Annotated in this window: 24 protein-coding genes; 10 read left to right on the top strand and 14 right to left on the bottom strand. The window is 60.2% G+C overall.

The window, feature by feature from the left end; genetic code table 11:
• The first annotated feature begins 118 nt into the window (after positions 1-118).
• Both L8K08_RS10215 and L8K08_RS10220 read left to right on the top strand, forming a co-directional pair.
• Entirely contained in the window at positions 119-355 is a 237-nt protein-coding gene (locus L8K08_RS10215) for a DUF3820 family protein (RefSeq protein ID WP_017139191.1), read from the top strand.
• A 10-nt stretch (positions 356-365) separates the two neighbouring features.
• Entirely contained in the window at positions 366-1541 is a 1176-nt protein-coding gene (locus tag L8K08_RS10220) for an aminotransferase class V-fold PLP-dependent enzyme (protein WP_242196336.1), read from the top strand.
• A gap of 202 nt (positions 1542-1743) precedes the next feature.
• Here L8K08_RS10220 and L8K08_RS10225 read toward each other — a convergent pair whose 3' ends face one another.
• The 3 genes from L8K08_RS10225 to zwf are packed head-to-tail and all read right to left on the bottom strand — an operon-like array spanning position 1744 to position 4593.
• Positions 1744-2409 (bottom strand): bifunctional 4-hydroxy-2-oxoglutarate aldolase/2-dehydro-3-deoxy-phosphogluconate aldolase, encoded by a 666-nt coding sequence (locus L8K08_RS10225; RefSeq protein WP_106578446.1) that lies wholly within the window; start codon positions 2407-2409, stop codon positions 1744-1746.
• A 17-nt stretch (positions 2410-2426) separates the two neighbouring features.
• Positions 2427-3140: a 6-phosphogluconolactonase gene (gene pgl, locus L8K08_RS10230; RefSeq protein ID WP_145159519.1), complete on the bottom strand. Its 714-nt coding sequence runs from the start codon at positions 3138-3140 to the stop codon at positions 2427-2429.
• On the bottom strand, positions 3127-4593 hold the full coding sequence (gene zwf / locus L8K08_RS10235; protein WP_106578444.1) for a glucose-6-phosphate dehydrogenase: 1467 nt from the start codon (positions 4591-4593) through the stop codon (positions 3127-3129). The genes pgl and zwf overlap by 14 nt, the downstream gene beginning before the upstream one ends.
• A gap of 219 nt (positions 4594-4812) precedes the next feature.
• Here zwf and L8K08_RS10240 point away from each other — a divergent pair, with 219 nt between their 5' ends.
• Positions 4813-5673: a MurR/RpiR family transcriptional regulator gene (locus tag L8K08_RS10240; RefSeq protein ID WP_170039859.1), complete on the top strand. Its 861-nt coding sequence runs from the start codon at positions 4813-4815 to the stop codon at positions 5671-5673.
• A 43-nt stretch (positions 5674-5716) separates the two neighbouring features.
• Here the strand turns inward: L8K08_RS10240 and L8K08_RS10245 are convergent, their stop codons facing one another.
• From L8K08_RS10245 to L8K08_RS10290, 10 genes are all read right to left on the bottom strand, one after another.
• Positions 5717-6562 (bottom strand): D-hexose-6-phosphate mutarotase, encoded by an 846-nt coding sequence (locus L8K08_RS10245; protein WP_124418336.1) that lies wholly within the window; start codon positions 6560-6562, stop codon positions 5717-5719.
• A gap of 103 nt (positions 6563-6665) precedes the next feature.
• The gene (locus tag L8K08_RS10250) at positions 6666-8012 is read right to left on the bottom strand and encodes a carbohydrate porin (protein WP_145159521.1); all 1347 of its coding nucleotides are present in this window, start codon (positions 8010-8012) and stop codon (positions 6666-6668) included.
• A gap of 97 nt (positions 8013-8109) precedes the next feature.
• Positions 8110-9270: a sn-glycerol-3-phosphate ABC transporter ATP-binding protein UgpC gene (gene ugpC / locus L8K08_RS10255; protein WP_242196339.1), complete on the bottom strand. Its 1161-nt coding sequence runs from the start codon at positions 9268-9270 to the stop codon at positions 8110-8112.
• Between the two features lie 2 nt (positions 9271-9272).
• Positions 9273-10118 carry a carbohydrate ABC transporter permease gene (locus L8K08_RS10260; RefSeq protein WP_106578440.1) on the bottom strand — a complete coding sequence of 282 codons (846 nt, stop codon included), beginning with the start codon at positions 10116-10118 and terminating at the stop codon, positions 9273-9275.
• A complete protein-coding gene (locus L8K08_RS10265) occupies positions 10111-11019 on the bottom strand; it encodes a sugar ABC transporter permease (protein WP_053257700.1) in 909 nt (302 codons plus the stop codon). Before L8K08_RS10265 ends, L8K08_RS10260 begins: the two co-directional genes overlap by 8 nt.
• A 92-nt stretch (positions 11020-11111) precedes the next feature.
• Complete coding sequence (locus L8K08_RS10270) at positions 11112-12398, bottom strand: ABC transporter substrate-binding protein (protein WP_106578439.1); 1287 nt, start codon at positions 12396-12398, stop codon at positions 11112-11114.
• A 104-nt stretch (positions 12399-12502) separates the two neighbouring features.
• Positions 12503-13762, bottom strand: a complete 1260-nt coding sequence (locus tag L8K08_RS10275; protein ID WP_242196342.1) for an AGE family epimerase/isomerase — start codon at positions 13760-13762, stop codon at positions 12503-12505.
• A gap of 255 nt (positions 13763-14017) precedes the next feature.
• Positions 14018-14845 (bottom strand): ATPase, encoded by an 828-nt coding sequence (locus L8K08_RS10280; protein ID WP_242196346.1) that lies wholly within the window; start codon positions 14843-14845, stop codon positions 14018-14020.
• Positions 14846-14972: 127 nt separating this feature from the next.
• Positions 14973-15971 (bottom strand): NAD-dependent epimerase/dehydratase family protein, encoded by a 999-nt coding sequence (locus L8K08_RS10285; protein ID WP_145159528.1) that lies wholly within the window; start codon positions 15969-15971, stop codon positions 14973-14975.
• A gap of 97 nt (positions 15972-16068) precedes the next feature.
• Entirely contained in the window at positions 16069-16965 is an 897-nt protein-coding gene (locus L8K08_RS10290) for a LysR family transcriptional regulator ArgP (RefSeq protein ID WP_242196349.1), read from the bottom strand.
• Between the two features lie 100 nt (positions 16966-17065).
• On the opposite strand from L8K08_RS10290, the gene L8K08_RS10295 reads away from it, so the two are divergent.
• From L8K08_RS10295 to L8K08_RS10325, 7 genes are all read left to right on the top strand, one after another.
• Positions 17066-17467, top strand: a complete 402-nt coding sequence (locus L8K08_RS10295; protein WP_242196351.1) for an ACT domain-containing protein — start codon at positions 17066-17068, stop codon at positions 17465-17467.
• Positions 17468-17472: 5 nt separating this feature from the next.
• Complete coding sequence (locus L8K08_RS10300; RefSeq protein ID WP_145159534.1) at positions 17473-18072, top strand: LysE/ArgO family amino acid transporter; 600 nt, start codon at positions 17473-17475, stop codon at positions 18070-18072.
• A gap of 178 nt (positions 18073-18250) precedes the next feature.
• Complete coding sequence (locus L8K08_RS10305) at positions 18251-18847, top strand: Fe-Mn family superoxide dismutase (RefSeq protein WP_003212997.1); 597 nt, start codon at positions 18251-18253, stop codon at positions 18845-18847.
• 149 nt (positions 18848-18996) lie between these two features.
• Positions 18997-19236 (top strand): hypothetical protein, encoded by a 240-nt coding sequence (locus L8K08_RS10310; RefSeq protein WP_145159536.1) that lies wholly within the window; start codon positions 18997-18999, stop codon positions 19234-19236.
• Between the two features lie 200 nt (positions 19237-19436).
• The gene (locus L8K08_RS10315; protein ID WP_145159537.1) at positions 19437-21488 is read left to right on the top strand and encodes a GGDEF domain-containing phosphodiesterase; all 2052 of its coding nucleotides are present in this window, start codon (positions 19437-19439) and stop codon (positions 21486-21488) included.
• Between the two features lie 126 nt (positions 21489-21614).
• Positions 21615-22958: an imelysin family protein gene (locus tag L8K08_RS10320; RefSeq protein ID WP_145159538.1), complete on the top strand. Its 1344-nt coding sequence runs from the start codon at positions 21615-21617 to the stop codon at positions 22956-22958.
• Positions 22959-23131: 173 nt separating this feature from the next.
• On the top strand, positions 23132-24586 hold the full coding sequence (locus L8K08_RS10325; RefSeq protein ID WP_106578429.1) for a TrkH family potassium uptake protein: 1455 nt from the start codon (positions 23132-23134) through the stop codon (positions 24584-24586).
• Here L8K08_RS10325 and L8K08_RS10330 read toward each other — a convergent pair.
• Positions 24543-25601 carry an AraC family transcriptional regulator gene (locus L8K08_RS10330; RefSeq protein ID WP_242196354.1) on the bottom strand — a complete coding sequence of 353 codons (1059 nt, stop codon included), beginning with the start codon at positions 25599-25601 and terminating at the stop codon, positions 24543-24545. The genes L8K08_RS10325 and L8K08_RS10330 overlap by 44 nt on opposite strands.
• Positions 25602-25743: the final 142 nt, after the last annotated feature.

The raw sequence follows: 25743 nt of genomic DNA on the forward strand, positions 1-25743 counted from the left end.
TTCAACAAGATAAAAATTATTGAACCATCTGTATGCGAGTTATTTGCATGATCTGTCATTTGGCCTTCATGCAGAATGCCTGTATTTTCCAAGGTCTCGACTTGAACGCTTGAAGCCCATGAACCCCGAAAAACTTGAATTGCTGATCACCCGCGAAATGCCCTTCGGCAAATACAAGGGACGGATCATCGCCGACTTGCCCGGCCCCTACCTGAACTGGTTTGCCCGTGAGGGTTTCCCTCACGGCGAGTTGGGCGGCTTGCTGGCGTTGATGCAGGAAATCGACCACAACGGCCTGTCCGAACTATTGGAACCGCTGCGCGTAAAGCACGGCAAACCTGCCCCCCGCCACTGAGAGCCTCCCCATGCCAAGGAATGCAGATAACGAACGTCACTGGCAGGCCATTGCCCAGCGCTATGAGCTGGAACCTGGCCCGATCAATCTGGAAAACGGCTACTTCGGGCGTATGAGCCACGCGGTACGGGCGCAGTACCTGGAGCACGTCGCGTTTATCAACCGCAGCAACTCGCTGTATGTGCGCCAGCGCTTTGAGCAGGGTGAAAACGACAAGGTGCGCCGCCAACTGGCCGGACTGATCGACGCCGACCCGGAGTCGATTGCGTTCACCCGCAATGCCACAGAAGCTTTGCAGTCACTGATCCGCAACTACAACAACCTGCAACCGGGCGACCAAGTGCTGATCAGCGACCTGGAGTACGACACGGTCAAAGGCGCGATGCGCTGGCTGGCGGGCTATCGCGGCGTGGAGGTGATCGAGTTATCCCACACTCACCCGGCCAGTTTCGACAGCCTGGTGCAGACTTATCGCACTGCGTTTGTGCAGTACCCGCGCCTCAAGTTGATGGCCCTGACCCACGTGACCCACCGCACCGGCCTGGTAATGCCCGTCGAGGCGATTGCCACAGCCGCACGTGAGCACGGCGTGGATGTGATCCTCGATGGCGCCCATGCCCTGGGCCAGATCGAATTCAACCTCGCCCAACTGGGCATCCAGTTCGCCGGCTTCAATTTGCACAAATGGATCGGCGCGCCGCTGACCCTGGGCTTTCTGTACATCGCCCCGGAGCGCCTGGCCGATATCGACCCGGACATGGGCGAGTGTCATTACCCGGCCACCGATGTTCGCGCGCGTACGCCCTACAGCACACCGAATTTCCCGACGCTGATGACCTTGCCGCTGGTGCTGGAAGAGCACCGTGCACTGGGTGGCTCGGCGGCCAAGGGCGCACGGGTCAATTACCTGCGGGATCTGTGGGTGAACCCGGTGCGTCAGTTGCCGGGCATCGAGGTGCTGACGCCGGATGACCCACGGCTGTATTGCGGGATCACGGGGTTCAAGTTCACCGGACGTGATCAGCAGGTGATGGCGGATCGGTTGCTCAAGGACTACGACCTGTTTACCACCACCCGTGTCGGCGCGGCCTTTGGCAGCTGCATTCGGGTGACGCCGGGGTTGGTGACTTCCGCGGCGGACATCGATGCCTTGGTCAAAGCAATAACCGAGCTAAGCGCGGACTGAAATGTGGGAGCGGGCTTGCTCGCGAATAGGCTGGGTCAGTCGACGAATAGGCCAACTGAACCAGCGCATTCGCGAGCAAGCCCGCTCCCACATTGCTCAGCGTTAGATTTGAGGTTTTCTACAGGCAAAAAAAAGCGGCACACCGACCAAGTGCGCCGCAAAAATGCCGTTAAGCACAGCAACAACGATTCGGTAAATCAGCTCAATCCAGCAGTGCCAGCGCCTGTGCGGTGACTTCCTGGATGCGGGCCCAGTCGCCGTTCTTGATCCACTCCGGATCAAGCATCCAGCTACCGCCCACGCACATCACGTTTTTCAACGCCATGTAGTTTTTGATGTTGGCCGGGCCAACGCCGCCGGTTGGGCAGAATTTCACTTCGCCGAACGGACCACCCAGCGCCTTGATCGCAGCAACGCCGCCGCTCACTTCTGCCGGGAACAGCTTGAAGCGGCGATAACCCAGGCCATAGCCTTCCATGATGCCGGAGGCATTGCTGATGCCTGGCAGCAACGGGATCGGGCTGTGCACCGAGGCTTCCAGCAGGTCACGGGTAATGCCTGGCGTGACGATAAACTGCGAGCCGGCCACTTCGGCGGCTTCGAGCATGTGACGGTCGAGCACGGTGCCGGCACCGGTGCACAATTCAGGGCGTTGCTCGCGCAGCACTTGAATCGCCTTGAGGCCGAACTCGGAACGCAAGGTCACTTCCAATGCGGTCAAACCGCCAGCTGCCAGGGCATCGGCCAGCGGCAGAATGTCCTGTTCGCGGGCGATGGTGATCACCGGCAGGATCCGCGCCTTGGCGCAGAGGCTGTCGATCAAGGCAACTTTATCCGCCATGGACACGGTCGGTTGAGGGCTTTTCATAGCGGCTGATCCTTGGCTCATGGGCACCAGTAAATCTCTAAAGTAGGTTGCAAAAACGCGCGAATCGGCATGGCAGCAACGTCGTCACTGGCCAGCGCGGCGCTCAAGGTGGTCAATTTTGCGCTGCCGGAAATCGACAGCACGGTGTAGTGGGCCGTGGCCAGCAACGCGCGACTCATGGTCAGGCGCTGGTGCGGCACGGTCGGCGCAAGCATCGGCCAGCAACGGCGGGTACCGTCGGCCTTGAGTGCTTCAGCCAGGTTCGGGCTGTTGGGGAACAGCGACGCGGTGTGGCCGTCATCGCCCATGCCGAGTACCAGCACGTCGATGGCGGGCAACTCTGCCAACTGGCGATCGGCCAGTTCGGCGGCATCTTCAAGCGTGGCCGCAACGTGATACAGGCTGAGGAACTTGGCCTTGGCCGCTGGACCTTGCAGCAAGTATTTCTTCAGCAGGCCGGCATTGCTGTCGGCGTGCTCCACCGGCACCCAACGTTCGTCGGCCAGCGTGATGGTGACCTTGGACCAGTCCAGCCCCTGTTTGGCCAGGTTCTGGAAAAACGCCACAGGGCTGCGGCCGCCGGACACCACCAGGGTCGCCTCGCCACGGGCACTGATGGCCGCGCGCAGTTGCTCGGCCACGTCATTGGCCAGGCCATCGGCCAGCAATACAGGCGTGCGGTACTCATGAGCAGTTACGCCCTGAGGCAGTTTCAATTCAGATATCGCCATACCATGACCTCCCATCCCGCGTGATCAGTGCAATTGAGCTCATCGGCCCCCAGGAGCCCGCCGCGTACGGCTTGGGCGCATCACCGGATTTTTTCCACCCGGCGATCAACTGGTCACACCACTTCCACGCGGCTTCGATTTCATCTTTGCGAACAAACAGGTTTTGATTGCCGCGCATCACTTCCAGCAACAACCGCTCGTAGGCATCCGGAATACGGGTGCTGCGATAGGTGTCGGAAAAATTCAGTTGCAGCGGGCCACTGCGCAGTTGCATGCCCTTGTCCAGACCCTGCTCCTTGGTCATCACACGCAAGGAAATACCTTCGTCCGGCTGCAGGCGGATGATCAGTTTGTTGCTGATCTGCAGGCGCTGCTCGGGGGCGAAGATGTAGTGGGACGGTTCCTTGAAGTGGATGACGATCTGCGACAGCTTTTGCGGCATGCGCTTGCCGGTACGCAGGTAGAACGGCACCCCGGCCCAACGCCAGTTACGAATATCGGCACGCAGGGCGACAAACGTTTCGGTGTCGCTCTGGGTGTTGGAGTTCTCTTCTTCCAGGTAACCCGGCACCGGTTTACCAGCACTGTAGCCGGCGATGTACTGGCCGCGCACCACTTGGGTGGTCAGGCCTTCCGGGCTGATCGGCGCCAGCGCCTTGAGCACCTTGACCTTCTCGTCACGGATGCTGTCGGCGGACAGGTCGGCCGGCGGGTCCATGGCGATCAGGCAAAGCAGTTGCAACAGGTGGTTCTGGATCATGTCGCGCAGCTGGCCGGCCTTGTCGAAGTAACCCCAGCGGCCTTCGATACCCACTTGCTCGGCCACGGTGATTTCCACGTGGGAAATGTAGTGCTGGTTCCACTGGGTTTCGAACAGGCTGTTGGCAAAACGCAACGCGATCAGGTTCTGGACCGTCTCTTTGCCCAGGTAGTGGTCGATACGGTAGGTGCGGTTTTCCGGGAAAAACTGCGCCACGGCGTCGTTGACCTTGCGCGAGGACTCCAGGTCCGAACCGATGGGTTTTTCCAGCACGACGCGGGTGTTTTCCGCCAGGCCGACCTTGGCCAGGTTTTCGCAAATCGCCCCGTAAACAGCCGCCGGGGTGGCGAAATAGGCGATCAGGCGTTGGTCGCTACCGACCTTCTCGGCCAGGCCGACGTAATCGTCGGCTTTCATGAAATCGACATGCACATAGGCCAGGCGCGCGAGGAAGCGTGTGGCCACGGCTTCATCAAGTTCCTTGCCGACGTACTTACGCAGTTCTTTCTCGATGTGGGCCATGTGTTGCTGTTCGGAGCCGGCCTCACGGGCCAGGGCCAGAATGCGCGTGTCGTCGTGCAGGAGGCCCGCGCCATCGAGTTGATAGAGAGCAGGAAATAACTTGCGCAGCGCCAGATCACCCAACGCGCCAAACAGGGCAAAGGTGCAGGGTTCTACGGTTATCGAAGGCATGATGTTTGTTCTTTTATCAAGTTAAGCTACAAATACCTTTTTTCAAGGCATCACTCAAGGAAAAATGTAGTAATAACCACAACATTTTCCCGAAATACGCATTCCGAGTGGTGGTGTTCAGCTACCCTCAGTAGGATAGGCCACCGCAAAGAACCACTCGTCGATTGGTTACCGCCCTTAATTTGCATCGTCGCCCGAAGGAAAGACTGAATGGACCGCGTGCGAAATCTTCTGGAACAGATCCGGAACCGCCTCGAAGAATTGAACAAGGCCGAGAAAAAAGTCGCCGAGGTTATCCTGCTCAACCCGCAGCAGGCGACCCGCTTCTCTATCGCCGCCCTCGCCCAAGCCGCCTCGGTCAGTGAACCGACGGTCAACCGTTTCTGCCGTTCGTTCGGCGTCAGCGGTTACCCTGAACTTAAATTGCAGCTGGCGCAAAGTTTGGCCAGTGGCGCAGCGTATGTCAGCCGCGCCGTGGAAGCCGATGATAACCCTGAGGCCTACACGCAGAAGATCTTTGGCAGCGCGATTGCCTCGCTGGACAGCGCCTGCCAGGCCCTGGACCCGGCCCTGATCAGCAAGGCCGTGGACCTGTTGATCCAGGCGCGGCAGATCCACTTCTTCGGCCTTGGCGCTTCGGCCCCGGTGGCCATGGATGCGCTGCACAAGTTTTTCCGCTTCAACCTGGCCGTGACTGCCCATGCCGACGTGCTGATGCAGCGCATGATCGCGTCTGTGGCGCATACGGGCGAGCTGTTCGTGATTATTTCCTACACCGGGCGTACCCGTGAGTTGGTGGAAGTGGCGCGCATCGCCCGGGAAAACGGTGCATCAGTGCTGGGCGTGACCGCCGAGAACTCGCCACTGGCCAAGGCCAGTACGGTAAGCCTGAACATTCCGCTGCCCGAAGACACGGACATCTACATGCCAATGACCTCGCGGATCATCCAGCTCACCGTGCTGGATGTGCTGGCGACCGGCATGACCTTGCGCCGTGGGGTGGATTTCCAGCCGCATTTGCGCAAGATCAAAGAGAGCCTGAATGACAGCCGGTATCCGGTGGGGGATGAGTTCAACTAAGCCAGCCTGTGTGCTGGCTTCACTGGCCTCATCGGGGGCACCACTAAGCCCCTGCCCTGGCCTGCAAACTCAAATGCGCCCTCTCCCCCGGTGCCAAGCTCGCACCGGCCATCGCCGACTCCACGCACACAAACCCTGACGCCTCGTTAAAGCTCACGCCCAACAACGGCCGGCTGCCCGGGTGCCACACCACGGTGTCGGCGCTGTCGCCGGTGTCGATGCACAATTCGCGTTGCCAGGCGTGGTCCTTGAGGTGTAATTCGCCCTCGTGCTGGAACACCCGTTGGCACCCGCCATCCACGCGCAGCTCGCCTTCCTGCTGGCAAGCCTGGCGATTGAGCTGGTCGTAACCTTGCGCGCCATCAAGCCCAGACAGCGCTATCTCATCCACGTGACCAATACGCCAATAGGCGTGCAAAGCATGGCTCAATTGGCACGGCAACTCGTCCTGATGCTCGGTGCACAGGCGCAGTTCCAGGGTTTCACCCAGGTGTGCATGCAGGTCGACCTGCCAGTCGCACAGCTGCAATTGCCAGTGCAGGCGCACGCCGTCGTCGTCGGTGCTGCTGTCGAGCAGTTTCCAGTCGATCAGCCGCGCCCACCCATGGGAAGGCCACGCGTTTTCGCTCGGATGGCGCCCATACCACGGCCAGCACACCGGCACGCCGCCTCGGATGGCGCCGACTTGCGGCCACTTGGCCGCGCACCACAGCCAGGGTTTCTGGCCACGCGGTTGAAAGTGCAGCAATTGCGCGCCCTGACGGCTGAACACTGCCTGACACAACGGATGGTCGATGACCAACACGTCGCGCATCTGAAAGCGTTCCCAGGCGAACACCGGACGCTCGCGCAGGGATTTGAAAAAGCGTTGCAGCGGATGCTCATGCATGTGCCACGGTCCTGAAGTTCTTCACAGTGCAATCCAAAAAAAAGCGGATAGCCATGGCTATCCGCAAAATGCGCACAGAGAGAAGGAGCTTATCGCAACAGCGTTAGAACGTAGACTGAATTTTCAGGCCCGCTACTACCGCGTTGTCGACTTGTTTCACACCACCTGGGTTGGCGATGTATTGCAGGTTAGGACGCACGGTCAGCCAGTTGGTGACGTGGATGCCGTAGTTGAGTTCGACGTTGTACTCGGTGTTACGCAGCGGTGCGTAACCGGACTGGTCGTAGTCGGTGAAGCCACCGGCCGCGTTGAGCAGCTCAGCGTTTTTCTTCACGTCACTGTTGGCATGGATGCGGGAAACACCGATACCGACGTCATCTTTGGTACGTGCGTCGAATGGCCCTTTATACACAAGCATCAGCGACTGGTAGTTGTCGACCAGGTTGGTGTCTTTGTCGTGGAAAGTCACGTTGGCCGCAATGTTCAGGCCGCGCGAAGCATCGCCATTGTGCGTGGTGAGTTGCTGTTGCAGAACGCCCCAGTAGCCGCTTTTGCTGCTGCGCACACGGAACGCTGCACCGGTGGTGCCCGCATCGTTACCGTTGACGTCTTCACGTACGTCGGTAGCGTCAGCGGTGCTCTTGTAGTAACCCACACGGTATTCGCCCGGCAGGCCATTGACCTTCGGCGACCAGACCAATTCCACCGGCAATACGGTGCCCTTGGTGCCGCTGCCGCTGAGTTTGAAGCCGTTGCCGTGCTCCAGCTGCGATGGGTTCTGGTTGTACGCACCGATTTGCGCATACAGCTCAGGCGTGATGTTGTACTTCACGCGGATCGCCGCCTGGCTGACAGGCCAGTTGTACCAGGTGTTGACGTAGTTACCCACTTGCGAGCCGCAGAACGACAGGTTCTGGAAGTCGCACGGGAAGGTGTTGAAGTCTTCGCCTTCACCGAAGTAACCGAGCTTCACGTCCAACTTGTTGTCGAACATCTGGTGCTGAATCCAGAACTGGGTCAGACGCACCATGTGGCCTCGGCCATCAACTTCTTGAGACGAACTCAAAGTGCCGGCACGCGGGTCACCAATACGGTCATTGGAGATGTTTGCGCCGTTCCGGTTGGTCAGTTGGATCTTGGCCTGGGTGTTATCCCAGCCCCACAGCTTTTGCAGATCCAGTGCTACGCCCAGACCGAACTGGTCAGCGTAACGGGCAGTTTTGTCGTTGTTGTAGCCACCGCTCAGGTTGCCACCGACTTCCCCAACGTAGTCAGCCTTGATATCGATACCTTGCTCGATCAGCTTGGTACGCTCACCGCCCCAATCGCCGGTCATCCACTTGGAATCGGCACTGAAAGCATCGTCCGCCATCGCATTGGCGGACAATACCAGGGCTGCTGCCGCTGACAGTTGGCAGATCAGCCGGGTGTTGTTGTGTTGCTTTTTCATCCCTACATCCTCGTCTTTATTGTTATTAAACTGTTTTTATCTAACGCGGGTTACTTTTTTTAACCAAAACAACAAGTTATCCATTCAGGCGCAACACTCAGCGTCCCTTGAATTTGGCCACATTATCCGCACGGTCCTGTGCTGGCAATGAAGCGGCAGTGCCCAGGCGCTCGCCGGTGTTGGCGTCAAACAGCAGCACCTTGGCTGGATCGAATTGCAGGGTCAGGGTCTCGCCCACCTGCGGCGCCACGTCGGGCGCCAGGCGGCAGCAGACCTTGGTGTCGTTCAGTTGCACGAACACCAGGGTGTCCGGACCAGTCGGCTCGGTGACCTGGACTTCGGCACGAATGCTCGATGCGCTGTCGCCCTCGCCTGCCGCCAGCATGATCTGCTCCGGGCGCAGGCCCAGGATCACGTCGCGGTCTTCGAGGCCGGCGTCCGACACGTTAAGCGCCAGCTCGCAGCGCGCCTGGCCGCTGTCGAGCAGCGCCACCAGACGACCGTCCTTGCGTTGCAGGCGCAGCGGCACGAAGTTCATCGGCGGCGAACCAATGAAGCTCGCCACAAATTGGTTGGCCGGGTTGTTGTAGATCTCTTTTGGCGTGCCGAACTGCTGGATGATGCCGTCCTTCATCACCGCCACTTTGTCGCCCAGGGTCATCGCTTCGATCTGATCGTGGGTGACGTAGACGGTGGTGGTTTTCAGACGCTGGTGCATCAGTTTCATTTCGGTGCGCATCTCGACGCGCAGCTTGGCGTCGAGGTTGGACAGCGGTTCGTCGAACAGATAGATCTTCGGCCGACGTGCCAGGGCACGGCCCATGGCCACACGCTGTTGCTGGCCACCGGACAGTTGTCCCGGTTTACGGTTGAGCAAGTGTTCGATCTGCAGCAGCTTGGCCACCCGCGCCACTTCGGTGTCGATATCGGCCTGGCTCATTTTGCGAATCTTCAGGCCGAACTCGATGTTCTCGCGCACGCTCATGGTCGGGTACAGCGCGTAGGACTGGAACACCATGGCGATGTCGCGATCCTTGGGGCTCATGCCGCTGACGTCTTTATCACCGATCATGATCGCGCCGCCGGTGATGGTTTCAAGCCCGGCGATGCAGTTCATCAGCGTGGATTTGCCGCAACCCGAAGGGCCGACCAGGATCAGGAACTCGCCTTCCTTGATCGACAGTTCGATGTTCTTCAAGGTGTCGGGCAGGCCGGCGCCATAGGTCTTGTTTACATTGCGAAGTTCAAGCGTAGCCATGATTACCCCTTGACCGCGCCGGCCGTGAGGCCGCGCACGAAATACTTGCCTGCGATCACATAGACCAGCAGGGTCGGCAGCCCGGCGATCATCGCCGCCGCCATATCCACGTTATATTCCTTGGCCCCGGTGCTGGTGTTGACCAGGTTGTTCAGCGCCACCGTGATGGGCTGCGAGTCGCCGCTGGAGAACACCACACCGAACAGGAAGTCGTTCCAGATCTGGGTGAACTGCCAGATCAGGCAGACCATGATGATCGGCGTCGACATCGGCAGAATGATCTGACGGAAGATGGTGAAAAAACCCGCACCGTCCAGTCGTGCCGCCTTGATCAGCGCATCCGGAATGCTCACGTAGTAGTTACGAAAGAACAGTGTAGTAAACGCCAACCCGTAGACTACGTGCACAAACACCAGGCCGGTGGTGGTGCTGGCCAGGCCCATTTTGCCGAGGGTGAACGAGGCCGGCAGCAGTACGGTCTGGAACGGCAGGAAGCAGCCGAACAACAACAGGCCGAAGAACAACTGCGAGCCTTTGAAGCGCCAGAACGACAGCACATAGCCATTCAACGCGCCGATGGCGGTGGAGATCAATACGGCCGGAACGGTGATCTTGATCGAGTTCCAGAAGTAGCCATCTACAGTGGCCCAGGCCTTGACCCAGCCGATGCCGGTGACCACGGTCGGCCAGCTCAGCAGGTTGCCGGTGCTGATGTCTTCCGGGGTTTTGAAGCTGGTCAGCAGCATCACCACCAGCGGCACCAGGTACAGCAGCACCGCGAGGATCAGCACCGCGTAGATCGCGACGCGACTCAGGCTGATGGTCGGTTTGGAAGCGAGACTAGTCATTACGCTTGGTCCTCAGCTCGGAGTACAGGTAAGGCACGATGATCGCGAGGATCGCGCCGAGCATCAGGATTGCACTGGCCGAGCCCATGCCCATCTGGCCACGACTGAAGGTGAACGAGTACATGAACATCGCAGGCAGGTCGGAGGAGTAGCCCGGGCCGCCGGCGGTCATTGCCGCCACCAGGTCGAAGCTCTTGATAGCGATGTGCGCCAGGATCATTACCGCACTGAAGAACACCGGACGCAGGCTGGGCAGCACCACGCTCCAATAGATGCGCGGCAGGCTCGCACCGTCGATCTGCGCGGCACGGATGATCGACTGATCAACGCCACGCAGGCCGGCGAGGAACATCGCCATGATGAAGCCCGAGGCTTGCCACACGGCGGCAATCACCAGGCAGTACACGACGCGGTCGGGGTCGATCAGCCAGTCCAGGCGGAAGCCTTCCCAGCCCCAGTCACGCAGAAGTTTGTCCAGGCCCATGCCCGGGTTGAGCAGCCATTTCCAGGCGGTACCGGTGACGATCATCGAGAGCGCCATCGGGTACAGGTAAATGGTGCGGATAAAACCTTCGCGACGGATTTTCTGGTCGAGGAAAATCGCCAGGGTCACGCCAATCACCAGGGTGATACCGATAAACATCCCGCCAAAAACAGCCAGGTTCTTGCTCGCTACCCACCAGCGGTCGTTGTCGAACAACCGCGCGTATTGCGCAAGGCCGGCCCATTTGTAACTTGGCAGGAAGGTGGATGTGGTGAACGACAGCACGAACGTCCACAGGATGTAGCCATAAAAGCCCACCAGCACGATGAACATGCTGGGCGCCAGCACCAGTTTAGGGAGCCAGCGCTGCAGTGCATCGAACGGCGAGGCCTTGCTGAACACAGCAACAGAACTCATGGGAAAATCCAGTACAGGGAAAAAGGACTACAGGAACAAACCTTGTGAGGGGTCAGGGGGTTTCCCCTCACAAGGATCAGCCGTGCTAACCGTTACTTCGCAGACTTGATCGCAGCGCCGAGTTTCTTGGCGGTGTCGGCCGGGTCGGCTTTCGGGTCGTTGATGTAGTTGGTCACGACATCAAAGAACGCACCTTGCACGGCCAGGGTGGTGGCCATGTTGTGCGCCATGCTTGGCTGCAGGCCGCCCGTCTTGGCGTCAGCCAGGAAGTCTTTGGCAGCGGTCTGGGCGCAGGAGTCGAAACCGAGCTTGTCCATTTCGTTGAGCATGTCGGTGCGCACAGGGATCGAGCCCTTGTTGATGCTGAAGACTTTCTGGAAGTTTTCACCCAGCACGACTTTGGCGATGTCCTGCTGACCGGCAGCAGTGCCTTTGTCTTTCTGCTTGAACACCGCCAGGGAGTCGATGTTGTAGGTGAAGGCTTTGTCGGTGCCCGGGAAGGCTACGCACTCGTAATCCTTACCGGCGACTTTCTTGGCGGCGGTCCACTCGGACTTGGCCCAGTCACCCATGATCTGCATGCCGGCCTTGCCGTTGATGACTTTGCCTGCTTCCAGGTTCCAGTCCTGGCCTTTGCCGTCGACGTCCATGTAGGTCGCGACTTTCTTCAGCTCAGTCAGGGCCTTGACCATCTCAGGACCGGTCAGCGCGCCGTTGTCCAGGTCAACCAGGGCTTTCTTGTAGCCGTCGGCACCCATCACCGACAGTACGACCGCTTCGAATACGGTGCTGTCCTGCCAAGGCTGGCCACCGTGGGCAAGCGGAATGAAGCCCGCGGCTTTGAGCTTGTCGCCGGCTGCGTAGAATTCTTCGAGGGTGGTCGGGTTCTTGGTGATACCGGCTTTCTTGAAGACTTCCGGGTTGATCCACAGCCAGTTGACGCGGTGGATGTTGACCGGTACGGCAACGTAGTTACCTTCGTACTTCACGGTATCGGAGACTTTCTTGTCGAGCAGGGAGTCCCACTTTTCTTCTTTGGCGACGTCTTTGAGCACGTCGGTGTCGAGCAAGCCAGTGGACGCCCATTCCTGGATGTCGGGGCCTTTGATCTGGGCAACGCCAGGCGGGTTGCCGGCAACTGCGCGGCTTTTCAGCACGGTCATGGCCGTGGCACCACCGCCGCCTGCGACAGCACCGTCTTTCCAGGTGAAGCCGTCTTTCTCAACTTGGGCCTTCAGGACATCTACAGCCGCTTTTTCACCGCCCGAGGTCCACCAATGCACAACTTCAACCGTCCCTTTCGAGTCGGCGGCAAATGCACTGAGGGGAAACAACGAGGCAATGGAAATAGCTACGGCGAGGCGATTAATCGCGTTCATCTGAGTACCTTTTCTTGTTGTTATGCATGCAAGTCTAGAGCTTGCGCTGCACGGAGTTTAAACAGGGATTTTCAAGGCGCAGGTAACAAAGGGACGTACAAATGTCACCATTTGGTGACATAACAACCCTGTGCCAAAGCGCTGGTTATGCTGGGTGACAAGGGTAGCGCAGGCAGCACCACCGCTTGCCAGGCGTGATAAAGGTCCGGCTTGCCGCCCCAGATCCTGCTGCTGGGCTGGTTGTGCGGGCTCAGCTCGTGGTGCCAGCTGCCATGGACACGGTCGATAAAGTGGTTTTCGCAAAACTCCCAGAACCGCCGATACCAGGTTTCGTAATGCAGCTCTGCGGTGCGTTTGAGCAGCGCTTGGGCAGCGGCGCTGGCTTCGGCATGGGTCCAGTGCAGGCGCTCGCGCACCACCGGGCGGTGGTTCCAATCGAGCGTGTAGACAATGCCCGGCGCACCGTCCACGGCCCAGGCGTATTCGCAGGCACTGGCGAACAAGCCCTTGGCATCGGTGACCAGCCAGTTCGGGGTCGTCAGCCCGGCTTGCAGGCGGGCGGCCTCCAGGTGCAGCAGCAGCCGTGCCCACTCAAAACCGTGGCCGGGGGTGATGCCATAAGGGCGAAAGCCGTCGGCGGGATTGTCTTCGTTGTAGCCCAGCAGCGGTTGCCACTGGGCGTCGAAATGCTCGATGACCATGAACTGGTTGCCGGCGGCGCTGGTGTGAATAACGCGCTCGACAATGCGCAGTGCGCGGTCCAGCCAGCGCGTGTCTGCGGTGACATCGGCCAGCGCCAGAAACGCTTCGGTAGCGTGCATGTTGCTGTTGGCGCCGCGGTAAGCCTCCACACCGGTCCAGTCCTGGGCAAAGGACTCGAGCATGGCGCCCTCCTCCTCGCTCCAGAAAAACTGGTCGATGATGTGCACGGCGTCGTTCAACAGATTCTGAGCACCGGGCGCGCCCACTGCCACCGCCGAACTCGCGGCAAGGGCAACGAAAGCATGCAGGTAAGCGGCCTTGCCACGGTTGCCATCGACGGCGTGGGCCGCGGCGAACCAACCGCCGTGCTCGCTATCACGCAATGGGCCACTCAGGGCCGCGACGCCGTGCGCCACCAGGTCGGCATAACCGGGCAGGCCCATGGCGTGGGCCATGGCGAAGCTGTGGGTCATGCGGGCGGTGTTCATGGTTTCGGCGTGGGCATCGGCCGGCAATTGGCCTTGATCATCGAGGTTGCCAAAACCGTCAGGCAGGCGCGAGGCCTTGGCGAATGCCAGCAGGCGCTGGCCTTCGGTGGCGAGCCAGCTGTGATGGGCAGGTGCGTTCAGCCAACTACTGGCAGGCAGTGGTTGCATGGTCATGGGTAGCCCTTATTATTTTTTATGGGATGACCGGAGTCTAAACAAGGGTGCGATGAGGGCAAGTAACGAAGGGGGCTGGAAATGTCACCAGCCGGTGACAATTCAGACGCGAGCCCTGCGTCCAACTCTGGCCCCCATCTGATTGTGGGAGCTGGCTTGCCTGCGACAGCGGTGGGTCAGTTACAAAGCATGAGCTGACAGACCGCTATCGCAGTCAAGCCAGCTCCCACAGTTAAAACCGGCTCACTCCGACTATCACTGCCCTCCTAGAGGCCTGACTTTCGCCGGCTCGTTGAGCTGTTGCTGCAGGTTCTGCACCTGGCTCTGCAACGTGGTGATGTTGCGCGTGGTCTGGATGCGGAACACGTCGAACTCTTTATTGGTCGGCGCATCGCTGTTGGCGGGCTGGTTTTCCTGAGCGCTTTTGAGTACCACCAGGTCCTGCTCCAGGCGCGCAATCGCCGCGCTCGGGTTGCCCTGTTTTTTCAGGGCAGCCACGTCGGCAGACAGGTCCTTGATTTCGCCTTGCGCCGCCTTGAGCGTTGCCACCGCGTCGGTCAACGCCTGCACCTGGCCCTGTAACTTGGCATTCGCATTGGCCAGGTCGGTCGTGCTGGCGGTCATTTGCGCCAGGCGCTGGTCCAGCTCGCTCGCCTGGCCGGCGACGCCGACCTGCTGCTTGCCTTGCTCCTGCAACTGCGCTTCCAGCTGCTTGATTTGCAACTTGAGCGCTTCGCTGCCGTTGTTCACGTTGGCTTCGCTGGCGACCACCTTGCCGGATATGTCCTGCAAACGCCCCGCCGCTTCTTCACTGATGCGCGCAAAGCTTTCTTGCGTGGCAACCAATTGCTGACCCATCAGGGAGATCTGCTGAAAGCTCCACCAGGCAAGGCCCGCAAAGGCGATCAGCAGCGCGCCCACCAGTGCCCACAACGGGCCGGTCGTGGCACTCTTGACCTTGACCACCGGCGTATTGCGCGAGCGCACGGAGGTAGCAGGTGTCAGCTCGAAATCATCATCGTCCCCGATGTCCGCCCGCAGGCTGGGAACGTTGTCGAAATCGTCTTTAGCATCGTTACGCATGAATCAACCCTGAATCGGTGAGATGGCTACCTGAAAAGCCGAGCGACGGCAGTATAAACCGCGTTCGCGCCGCACTGATCGACCCGGAACCGCACATTCGGTTCCCGATGTATTGCCGCTTGTGAACTTACTTGAGCCCCGGATCCTGAGCTTTCCACCAACTGCAGAATTCGTCGAGGGCGGTCCACAGGCTGACCTTGGGCTCGTAGTCGAGATAATGCCTCGCGCGGCTGATGTCGAGGGTGAAATCTTTGTTCATCACCTGCATGCCCAGGCGCGACAACGCTGGCTCCGGACGCCCCGGCCACATCGCGCAGAATGCCTCGTTCAACGCCGCCACGCTGTAGGACAAGCCGTAAGACCGATAACGCGTGACCTGGGGCATGTCCATCTGGCGCATCACGTAGTTGACCACGTCCCACACCGGCACAGGCGCGCCGTTGCTGATGTTGTAGGCCTTGCCCAGCGCCGAGCCGGTCGCCAGCAAGCTGCTGAGCAACGCTTCGTTGAGGTTGTGCACGCTGGTGAAATCGACCTTGTTCAGGCCATCGCCGACGATGGCCAGGCGGTTCTTGCGCTGCATTTTCAACAGGCGCGGAAAAATGCTCATGTCACCGGCGCCCGTGACAAAGCGCGGGCGCAAGGCCAGCACTTCCAGGCCGAATTCCTGAGCACCGAACACCTTCTGCTCCGCCAGGTACTTGGTAGCGGCATACGGGTGCTTGAAGCGCTTTGGCACTTGCTCTTCGGTCAGCCCCAGGTGATCACGCCCGTCGAAGTAGATCGACGGCGACGACAGGTGCACCAGCCGGCCGACGCGCTGCTTGAGACAGGCTTCGACGACGTTTTCAGTGACCAGCACATTGCCTTGATGGAAGTCCTGATACTTGCCCCACAGCCCGACGGCACCGGCGCAATGCACCACGGCTTCGACGTCTCGGCACAGATCGCGCACAAGGTCGGCATCATTCAAATCACCCTGGATAAACTCGGCACCGCGCCGTACCAGGTGTTCCACACCTTCGGCGCGCCGCCCGTTGACCCGCACGTCCAGGCCTTGCTCCAGAGCGAACCGCGCGAAGCGCCCGCCGATGAAGCCGCTTGCGCCGGTGACCAGAATCTTCATGTAGCCTCCTACGGATGCAGCTGCCAGCGTCAAGCTTCAAGCCACAAGTTAAAAACGATCCGCAAGCTTTCTCTTGCAGCTTGCAGCTTGACGCTTGTTACTGCTGATAGGGCACCAACCATTGGCCACATGCCTGGGCCAAATGGTCGGTCAACAAGCCCAACAGTTGCCCGCCACTGCGCCAATGATGCCAGTACAACGGCACGTCGATGGGCTTATCTGGCAACAACTCGACCAATACGCCGGTTTGCAGTTGGTCGCGCACCTGTAATTCGGGTACCAGCCCCCAGCCCAGGCCGGCTTCGGTCAAACGGATAAAGCCTTCGGACGACGGGCATAAATGGTGCTCGAAACCGCCATCTACTCCCAGGGACGCCAGGTAACGGTGTTGCAGGAAATCATCCGGGCCGAACACCAGCGCCGGTGTTCGTGCCAGTTGATCGGCACGCACACCGTCAGGGAAATGCCGGGCAATAAACGCAGGGCTGGCCAACGCGCGATAACGCATGGCGCCGAGCAACAGGCTGCGCGCCCCAGCCACGGGACGCTCGCTGGCGCAAATACAGGCCGCCACCTCACCGGCGCGCATGCGCTTGAGGCCGACGGTCTGGTCTTCCACCACCAGGTCCAGCAGCAAATGCTGCTCGGCGCAAAAGTCGCTGACGGCCTCAGCCCACCAGGTGGCAAGGCTGTCGGCATTCAGCGCGATGCGCAAACGCTCGGGCATGCCCTCCTCGTCCAGTGCCGGCACCTGGCTTTGCAGGTCGCGCTCCAGCAAGCGCACTTGTTGCATGTGGTTGAGCAGGCGCCGGCCGATGTCGGTGGGCGTCGGCGGCGAGGCCCGCACCAACACCGGCTGACCGATGCGCGCCTCAAGCAACTTGATGCGTTGAGAAATCGCCGACTGCGAAAGCCCCAGCACCTGGGCGCCGCGTTCAAAGCCGGCCTGTTCTACCACCGCGGCCAATGCGGACAGCAATTTATAGTCGAACATCAGTTTCTCTAATGAGCGATCAGCAATATTGGTTTTTCTTATACAGCGTAGCCCGTGAGAATGACCAGCATTGCTTCTCTCTCTATCAAGGAATTCTCACATGGCCGGTGAAACCGCCCTGGCAATCCTGCTGCGCAGCATGAGCCCGCACCTCAATGACGGCGATTATGTGTTCTGCACCCTGCCCGATCAGCGCGTGCCGGAGGGGTGCGACGTGATCGGCAGCTTTCGCGAACAGGAAGGGTTGACGCTGATTCTAGAGCGCCAACAGGCAGAGCACGCCGGGCTGGCGTTTGACTATGTAGCTGCGTGGATCACCTTGAACGTGCACTCCGCCCTGGAAGCCGTGGGTTTAACCGCGGCCTTTGCCAGCGCGCTGGGCCAAGCCGGCATCAGTTGCAACGTGATCGCCGGTTACTACCACGACCACCTGTTTGTCGGCCGCAGCGATGCTGAGCGGGCCATGGATGTATTGCGCCAATTGGCAGCAAACGCGGAGTAACCCTTATGTGGCAAAGCTATGTGAACGGGCTGCTGGTGGCCCTCGGCCTGATCATGGCGATCGGCACCCAGAATGCGTTCGTGCTGGCGCAAAGCCTGCGCCGTGAACACCACTTGCCAGTGGCCGCGCTGTGCATCGTGTGCGATGCAATACTTGTAGCTGCCGGGGTATTCGGCCTGGCCACGGTGCTGGCGCAGAACCCGCTGCTGCTGGCAATCGCCCGCTGGGGTGGCGCGGCATTCCTGCTGTGGTACGGCACCCTGGCGCTGCGCCGAGCGTGTTCCAGGCAAAGTCTGGAACAGGGCGAAAACCTCAAGGTGCGCTCGCTGCGCGCGGTGTTGCTCAGCGCCCTGGCGGTGACCCTGCTCAACCCGCATGTGTACCTGGACACCGTGCTGTTGATTGGCTCATTGGGCGCTCAACAAACTGAACCCGGCGCCTATGTAGCCGGTGCCGCCAGCGCGTCATTCCTGTGGTTTGCCACACTGGCATTGGGCGCTGCGTGGCTGGCACCCTGGCTCGCGCGCCCCGCTACGTGGCGGTTGTTGGACTTTCTGGTGGCGGCGATGATGTTCAGCGTGGCGTATCAATTGATCAGTGCTTGATGAATATTCCAAAACGCTCTGGAACCTCTATCCCACACAGTTGTTGCGTGGTTTTGCCGCACCCCCGGTGCTATGATCCGGACCCTGCGCCGCAAAGAGTACAAACTCCCCGGCGCTTGTTTGGCCGCCCGTGATCGGCCTTGCGCTCACCGCAACTGACCTGATTAGGAGAATCATCATGGCTTTCGAATTGCCGCCGCTGCCCTACGCACACGATGCCCTGCAGCCGCACATTTCCAAGGAAACCTTGGAATACCACCACGACAAGCACCACAACACCTATGTCGTGAACCTGAACAACCTGGTGCCAGGCACCGAGTTCGAAGGCAAGACCCTGGAAGAAATCGTCAAGTCTTCTTCAGGCGGCATCTTCAACAACGCCGCTCAGGTCTGGAACCACACTTTCTACTGGAACTGCCTGGCGCCAAACGCCGGCGGCCAACCTACCGGCGCACTGGCTGAGGCTATCAACGCCGCTTTCGGTTCGTTCGACAAGTTCAAAGAAGAGTTCACCAAGACGTCCGTCGGCACCTTCGGTTCCGGTTGGGGCTGGCTGGTGAAAAAGGCTGACGGTTCCCTGGCCCTGGCCAGCACCATCGGCGCCGGCAACCCGCTGACCAGCGGCGACACCCCGCTGCTGACCTGCGACGTCTGGGAACACGCTTACTACATCGACTACCGCAACGTGCGTCCAAAGTATGTGGAAGCGTTCTGGAACCTGGTCAACTGGAAGTTCGTGGCTGAGCAGTTCGAAGGCAAGACCTTCACTGCCTAAGCAACGCTCGCGGTAAAGAGAGCCCGGCCATCGTGCCGGGCTTTTTTATGGGCAGCGAATTGTGCTCTGGTGGCTGGAACTCGGTGCGCGGATCTTGCCACGTAGACAGTGTGAGGAATTCGCCTCTCGTACCTGTCGGAGAAATTACTATGACCATCGGCGCAATAACATCCATGCTCCCTATGGTTGCCGGTTTGGCCCAAGAGGGCCTCAAAGCTGTGACCGAGCTCGCCAAAGCGGCCGGTCAAATGGCTCAGTCGCAATCTGGCAACAAGCAAGGTGAAGGTGATCAAAACAAGATTGCGCATGAAGACATGCACAACAAGGAACGTGTGAATTTTTCGAACAACGAATCCACCAACAGCACCGTCAACATCAACGTCGCGTAAAAAAGCGTCAGTTCCCAGCGCATCCACTGCGCCCACGGGAATTGCTCAAGGCAGGCGGATCCATGTCCGCCTCGCCCCGGCGCCCCTCTCAAGTTCCTCGTCAAACCTGCCGATGCCCTAATGTTCCTTTGACTGCCATCACGAGATTGCCAATACTCATGGCATATTGAGGCCACCCGCATGGAACAAGGAATGCCCCTTTGAAGCTGGAACTCAAAAACAGCTTGTCGGTGAAGTTGCTACGGGTGGTGCTGCTGTCGGCATTGATCGTGGGAGTAGCGCTGAGCGTGGCGCAGATCGTTTTCGATGCCTACAAGACGCGCCAGGCCGTGGCCGGCGATGCTCAGCGCATCCTCGACATGTTTCGCGACCCCTCGACACAGGCCGTCTACAGCCTGGACCGCGAGATGGGCATGCAGGTAATCGAAGGCCTGTTTCAGGACGATGCCGTGCGCATGGCCTCCATCGGCCATCCCAACGAAACCATGCTCGCGGAGAAAAGCCGCGCATTACAGCAATCGCCCACCCGCTGGCTGACCGACCTGATTCTTGGCCAGGAGCGCACCTTCACCACCTCATTGGTCGGCAAAGGCCCCTACAGCGAGTATTACGGTGACCTGAGCATCACCCTGGACACGGCCACCTATGGCAAAGGTTTTCTGGTCAGCTCGGTGATCATCTTTATTTCCGGCGTACTGCGCGCGCTGGCCATGGGGCTGGTGTTGTACCTGGTTTATCACTGGCTGCTGACCAAGCCGTTGTCACGGATTATCGAGCACCTGACGTCGATCAACCCGGACCGGCCCAGCGAACACAAGATCCCCCAAATCAAGGGCCACGAACGCAACGAGCTGGGGCTGTGGATCAACACCGCCAACGAGTTGCTCGAATCCATCGAACGCAATACTCACCTGCGGCACGAGGCAGAATCGAGCCTGCTGCGCATGGCCCAGTACGACTTCCTCACCGGCCTGCCCAATCGCCAGAAACTGCAGGAGCAACTGGACAAGATCCTGATCGACGCCGGCCGCCGACAGCGCCGCGTTGCGGTGTTGTGCGTCGGCCTGGATGACTTCAAAAGCGTCAACGAACAGTTCACTTATCAGGCCGGTGACAAACTGCTGCTGGCCCTGGCCGATCGCTTGCGCGCCCACAGTGGCCGCCTCGGCGCCCTGGCCCGGCTGGGCGGCGATCAGTTCGCGCTGGTCCAGGCGGATATCGACCAACCTTACGAAGCCGCCGAACTGGCACAAAGCATCCTGGATGACCTGGAAGCCGAATTTGCCCTCGAGCATGAGCAGATTCGCCTGCGCGCGACCATCGGCATCACGTTGTTCCCGGAAGACGGCGACAGCACCGAGAAGCTGCTGCAAAAAGCCGAACAGACCATGACCCTGGCCAAGAGCCGCTCGCGCAACCGCTATCAGTTCTATATCGCCAGCGTCGACAGTGAAATGCGCCGGCGCCGCGAGCTGGAAAAAGACCTGCGCGACGCCCTCAGCCGCGACCAGTTTCACCTGGTCTACCAACCGCAGATCAGCTACCGCGACCACCGCGTGGTGGGCGTGGAAGCCTTGATCCGCTGGCAGCATCCGGAACACGGCCTGGTGCCGCCCGATTTGTTCATCCCGTTGGCCGAACAGAACGGCACCATTATTCCGATTGGCGAATGGGTACTCGACCAGGCCTGCCGGCAATTGCGCGAATGGCATGACCTGGGCTTCACCACCCTGCGCATGGCGGTCAACCTGTCCACCGTGCAGTTGCACCACACCGAGCTGCCGCGGGTGGTCAACAACCTCATGCAGATTTACCGCCTGCCGCCGCGCAGCCTTGAACTGGAAGTGACCGAGACCGGCCTGATGGAAGACATCAGCACCGCCGCCCAGCACTTGCTGAGCCTGCGCCGTTCCGGGGCGCTGATCGCGATTGATGACTTCGGCACCGGCTATTCGTCCCTCAGCTACCTGAAAAGCCTGCCGCTGGACAAGATCAAGATCGACAAGAGCTTCGTCCAGGACCTGCTCGATGACGACGACGACGCAACCATCGTGCGCGCCATTATCCAACTGGGCAAAAGCCTGGGCATGCAGGTGATCGCCGAAGGCGTAGAAACCGCCGAGCAGGAGGCCTACATCATTTCCGAGGGCTGCCACGAGGGCCAGGGCTACCACTACAGCAAACCGCTGCCGGCCCGGGAGTTGGCGGCGTATCTGAAACAGTCCGAGCGCGACAACGCGGCGATTCTCTGAACGCTGAAAACAATACTAAATATTTCCCTCGTATAAACCTTTACACAAAATGCAAATCTTTCGCATTATGTCGCAGTTTTTGCGCTCCCCGCGCGCCCCATCAACAACCGAAGCAGGATGTTCGCCATGATTCGTATGCCCCTGGCCACCGCCAGTCTGCTGGCCATCGCCATTTCTCTCGCCGGTTGCGGCGAAGGTAAAGACAAGGCCGCCGCGCCCCAAGCGCCGACCCCGGCTGCCAGCACCACCGCTCCAGCGGCTGCCACCCCGGCAGGCCAGGTCGACGAAGCGGCCGCCAAGGCCGTGGTCGCGCACTACGCTGACATGGTGTTCGCGGTGTACAGCGATGCCGAATCCACCGCAAAAACCCTGCAAACCGCAATCGACACCTTCCTCGCCAACCCGAACGACGACACCCTCAAAGCGGCCCGTACCGCCTGGATCGCCGCGCGCGTACCGTACCTGCAGAGCGAAGTGTTCCGCTTCGGCAACACCATCATTGACGACTGGGAAGGCCAAGTTAACGCCTGGCCGCTGGACGAAGGCCTGATCGACTACGTCGACAAATCCTACGAGCACGCCCTGGGTAACCCAGGCGCCAACGCCAACATCATCGCCAACACCGAGATCCAGGTGGGCGAAGACAAGGTCGACGTGAAAGAAATCACCCCGGAAAAACTCGCCAGCCTCAATGAGCTGGGCGGTTCCGAGGCCAACGTCGCCACCGGCTACCACGCCATCGAATTCCTGCTGTGGGGCCAGGACCTCAACGGCACCGGCCCAGGCGCGGGCAACCGCCCTGCGTCGGACTACATGACCGGTGACGGTGCCACCGGCGGCAACAACGAGCGTCGTCGCACCTACCTGCGCGCGGTGACTCAGCTGCTGGTCAGCGACCTGGAAGAAATGGTCGGCAACTGGAAACCCAACGTCGAAGACAACTACCGCGCCACCCTGGAGGCCGAACCGGCCACCGACGGCCTGCGCAAAATGTTGTTCGGCATGGGCAGTCTGTCCCTCGGCGAGCTGGCCGGTGAGCGCATGAAGGTGTCCCTGGAAGCCAACTCGCCGGAAGACGAGCAAGACTGCTTCAGCGACAACACCCACAACTCGCATTTCTACGACGCCAAGGGTATTCGTAACGTTTACCTGGGCGAGTACACCCGCACTGACGGCACCAAGATGACGGGGCCGAGCTTGTCATCCCTGGTGGCCAAAGCTGATCCGGCCGCCGACACCGCGCTCAAGGCTGACCTGGCGTCGACCGAAGCGAAGATCCAGGTCATGGTTGACCACGCCAACAAGGGCGAGCACTACGACCAACTGATCGCTGCAGGTAATGACGCGGGCAACCAGATCGTGCGTGACGCCATCGCCGCGCTGGTCAAGCAGACCGGTTCGATCGAGGCCGCGGCGGGCAAGCTGGGTATCAGCGACTTGAACCCGGATAACGCTGATCACGAGTTCTGATCCGCGCCGCGTTGAATGAGGCGACCTTCGGGTCGCCTTTTTTATGCCCGCCTAGTGGAGCCCGATGACCACCACAAACCCCACATTTGATCGACGTCGCTCCCAAGCCCCGGTTTACAAGCCCTGCACCGCGGGTAGAATGGCGCCACTCTCCCAACACCCGAGCTTTCTTCATGGCGTTGCCGACCTTACGCATCATCGGTTTCATCATCGGCATCTTCCTGATCACCCTCGCGATCGCCATGGTCATCCCGATGGCCACCCTGGTGATTTTCGAACGCACCAGCGACCTGCCCTCGTTCCTGTGGGCAAGCCTGATCACCTTTCTCGCCGGCCTGGCGCTGGTCATTCCTGGCCGCCCCGAACACGTACACCTGCGCCCCCGAGACATGTACCTGCTGACCGTCAGCAGTTGGCTGGTAGTCTGCGTGTTCGCCGCGCTGCCGTTTTTACTGACCCAGCACATCAGCTACACCGACTCCTTCTTCGAAAGCATGTCGGGCATTACCGCCACCGGCTCCACCGTCTTGAGCGGGCTGGACAGCATGTCACCGGGCATCCTGATGTGGCGCTCGCTGCTGCACTGGCTCGGCGGCATCGGCTTTATCGGCATGGCGGTGGCGATCCTGCCACTGCTGCGCATTGGTGGCATGCGCCTGTTCCAGACCGAGTCCTCGGATCGCTCTGAAAAAGTCATGCCGCGCTCGCACATGGTGGCGCGCCTGATTGTGGCCGCGTATGTGGGCATCACTATCCTCGGCAGCCTGGCGTTCTGGTGGGCCGGGATGGGGCTGTTTGATGCGATCAACCACGCGATGTCGGCCATTTCCACCGGCGGGTTTTCCACCTCTGATGAATCCCTGGCGCACTGGAAACAACCGGCGGTGCACTGGGTCGCCGTGGTGGTGATGATCCTCGGCAGCTTGCCGTTCACCCTGTATGTCGCCACCTTGCGCGGCAACCGTCGGGCGCTGATCAAGGATCAACAGGTGCAAGGCTTGCTCGGGTTGCTGCTAGTGACCTGGCTGGTACTGGGCACCTGGTACTGGTGGACCACCGACCTGCCGTGGTTCGATGCGCTGCGTCATGTGGCGGTGAACGTCACGTCGGTGGTGACGACGACCGGTTTTGCACTCGGGGACTACAGCATCTGGGGCAACTTCTCACTGATGCTGTTCTTCTACCTGGGCTTTGTTGGCGGCTGCTCGGGCTCCACGGCGGGCGGGATCAAGATCTTCCGTTTCCAGGTCGCCTATATCCTGCTCAAGGCCAACCTGAACCAGCTGATTCACCCACGCGCGGTGATCAAGCAGAAGTACAACGGCCACCGCCTCGACGAAGAGATCGTGCGTTCGATTCTGACCTTTTCGTTCTTCTTCGCCATCACCATCTGCGCCATTGCCCTGGCATTGTCGCTGCTGGGGCTGGACTGGATGACCGCATTGACCGGCGCGGCCAGCACCGTTTCCGGCGTGGGCCCGGGCCTGGGCGAAACCATCGGCCCGGCCGGTAACTTCGCCAGCCTGCCGGATGCGGCCAAGTGGATCCTGTCGTTCGGCATGCTGCTGGGCCGACTGGAGATCATTACAGTCTTTGTTCTGTGCATTCCGGCGTTTTGGCGGCACTGACCGTCGACGCTTCGAGCAACCGCGCCCGGTATTCGCCGGGCGTGGCATCGAACCAACGGCGGAACGCGCGGAAAAAATTGCTCGGGTCGGCAAACCCCAACAGGTAGGCAATCTCCAGCAGGGTCATGCTGGGCTGCGCCAGGTACTGCTCGGCGAGTTCGCGGCGGGTGTCGTCGAGCAATGTCTGGAAACTGGTGCCCTCCTCCTGCAAGCGCCGCTGCAAGGTGCGCTGGGACAGGTGCAAGGTCTGGGCGACCACTTCGCGTTTGGGTTCGCCCTGGGGCAGCAGACGGCACAGCACTTGCCGCGCCTTGTGGGTCACGCGGCTCTCGGAAAAACGCGCGAGGTATTCACCGGCAAACCGATCATGCAGCAACGCCATGGCTTCGTTCGCTGTGGGCAACGGCGCGTCCATGTCGGCCTGCTCAAAAATCAGCGCGTCATAAGGTGCATTGAATTCCAGGGGCGCATGGAAGGCTTGTTTGTAAGGCGTCAGGTCCGCCGGTTGATCGCCTTGCAGCACCACTTTGCGCGGTTGCAAGGTGCGGCCGGTCAGCCAGCCGCACAACGCCAAAGCACTGGCCAGCGAGGCTTCGGCGCTCTGGCGGGTCGGTGGCAAGTGGTCGCCGTGCACTGTCAGAATCAGCGCGTAGCCTTCAGGTAAGAGTCGGAAGCTCAAGTCGGCGCTTTCGGCGATGATGCGCTGATAACGCACCAGGCGCATAAAGCCCTCGGCCAACGTGTTGCTGGACATCAGCGCATAACCGGCCACATGAAACGACGCCGGGCGAACAACCTTGCCCATGTTCAGGCCGATCGCCGGGTTGCCCGACAGCTCAACTGCCCGTTGCCAAAGCCGCGTCATCGAGTCCTGAGGAAAACGCGCGTCAGGGTCACTGAGGGCGGCGTAGTCCAGGCCCAATTGCTTGAACAGCACACGGCAGTCCAGGCCGTCCATTTCCAACGCCTTGACTATCCCCATCGCCCAGCTTGCAGAAGTTGTTCGTTCGCTCATGGCGTCTTCTTAAAAAAGCAGGCTTAACGGCAGCCAGGAAGCCAAGGATACTAAAGTGGCATCTATTGTCACTGGCTGTTACCACTGATCACTCTAGACTCAAATAAGCTCCCCGCCGAACATCTGTTAGGCGGTACAACCA

The organism is Pseudomonas sp. TREG-RG-20F-10-E-6-01 (genome assembly GCF_022662455.1).
Taxonomy (GTDB): Bacteria; Pseudomonadota; Gammaproteobacteria; order Pseudomonadales; family Pseudomonadaceae; genus Aquipseudomonas.

Coding starts and splice junctions, on each gene's coding strand:
- L8K08_RS10295 (WP_242196351.1), top strand. CDS start 17,066: ATGGCCGGTGAAACCGCCCTGGCAATCCTGCTGCGCAGCATGAGCCCG.
- L8K08_RS10270 (WP_106578439.1), bottom strand. CDS start 12,398: ATGAACGCGATTAATCGCCTCGCCGTAGCTATTTCCATTGCCTCGTTG.
- L8K08_RS10305 (WP_003212997.1), top strand. CDS start 18,251: ATGGCTTTCGAATTGCCGCCGCTGCCCTACGCACACGATGCCCTGCAG.
- L8K08_RS10265 (WP_053257700.1), bottom strand. CDS start 11,019: ATGAGTTCTGTTGCTGTGTTCAGCAAGGCCTCGCCGTTCGATGCACTG.
- L8K08_RS10275 (WP_242196342.1), bottom strand. CDS start 13,762: ATGACCATGCAACCACTGCCTGCCAGTAGTTGGCTGAACGCACCTGCC.
- L8K08_RS10290 (WP_242196349.1), bottom strand. CDS start 16,965: ATGTTCGACTATAAATTGCTGTCCGCATTGGCCGCGGTGGTAGAACAG.
- L8K08_RS10220 (WP_242196336.1), top strand. CDS start 366: ATGCCAAGGAATGCAGATAACGAACGTCACTGGCAGGCCATTGCCCAG.
- L8K08_RS10250 (WP_145159521.1), bottom strand. CDS start 8,012: ATGAAAAAGCAACACAACAACACCCGGCTGATCTGCCAACTGTCAGCG.
- L8K08_RS10330 (WP_242196354.1), bottom strand. CDS start 25,601: ATGAGCGAACGAACAACTTCTGCAAGCTGGGCGATGGGGATAGTCAAG.
- L8K08_RS10320 (WP_145159538.1), top strand. CDS start 21,615: ATGATTCGTATGCCCCTGGCCACCGCCAGTCTGCTGGCCATCGCCATT.
- ugpC (WP_242196339.1), bottom strand. CDS start 9,270: ATGGCTACGCTTGAACTTCGCAATGTAAACAAGACCTATGGCGCCGGC.
- L8K08_RS10215 (WP_017139191.1), top strand. CDS start 119: ATGAACCCCGAAAAACTTGAATTGCTGATCACCCGCGAAATGCCCTTC.
- L8K08_RS10260 (WP_106578440.1), bottom strand. CDS start 10,118: ATGACTAGTCTCGCTTCCAAACCGACCATCAGCCTGAGTCGCGTCGCG.
- L8K08_RS10245 (WP_124418336.1), bottom strand. CDS start 6,562: ATGCATGAGCATCCGCTGCAACGCTTTTTCAAATCCCTGCGCGAGCGT.
- L8K08_RS10280 (WP_242196346.1), bottom strand. CDS start 14,845: ATGCGTAACGATGCTAAAGACGATTTCGACAACGTTCCCAGCCTGCGG.
- L8K08_RS10285 (WP_145159528.1), bottom strand. CDS start 15,971: ATGAAGATTCTGGTCACCGGCGCAAGCGGCTTCATCGGCGGGCGCTTC.
- L8K08_RS10310 (WP_145159536.1), top strand. CDS start 18,997: ATGACCATCGGCGCAATAACATCCATGCTCCCTATGGTTGCCGGTTTG.
- L8K08_RS10300 (WP_145159534.1), top strand. CDS start 17,473: ATGTGGCAAAGCTATGTGAACGGGCTGCTGGTGGCCCTCGGCCTGATC.
- L8K08_RS10225 (WP_106578446.1), bottom strand. CDS start 2,409: ATGAAAAGCCCTCAACCGACCGTGTCCATGGCGGATAAAGTTGCCTTG.
- L8K08_RS10325 (WP_106578429.1), top strand. CDS start 23,132: ATGGCGTTGCCGACCTTACGCATCATCGGTTTCATCATCGGCATCTTC.
- zwf (WP_106578444.1), bottom strand. CDS start 4,593: ATGCCTTCGATAACCGTAGAACCCTGCACCTTTGCCCTGTTTGGCGCG.
- pgl (WP_145159519.1), bottom strand. CDS start 3,140: ATGGCGATATCTGAATTGAAACTGCCTCAGGGCGTAACTGCTCATGAG.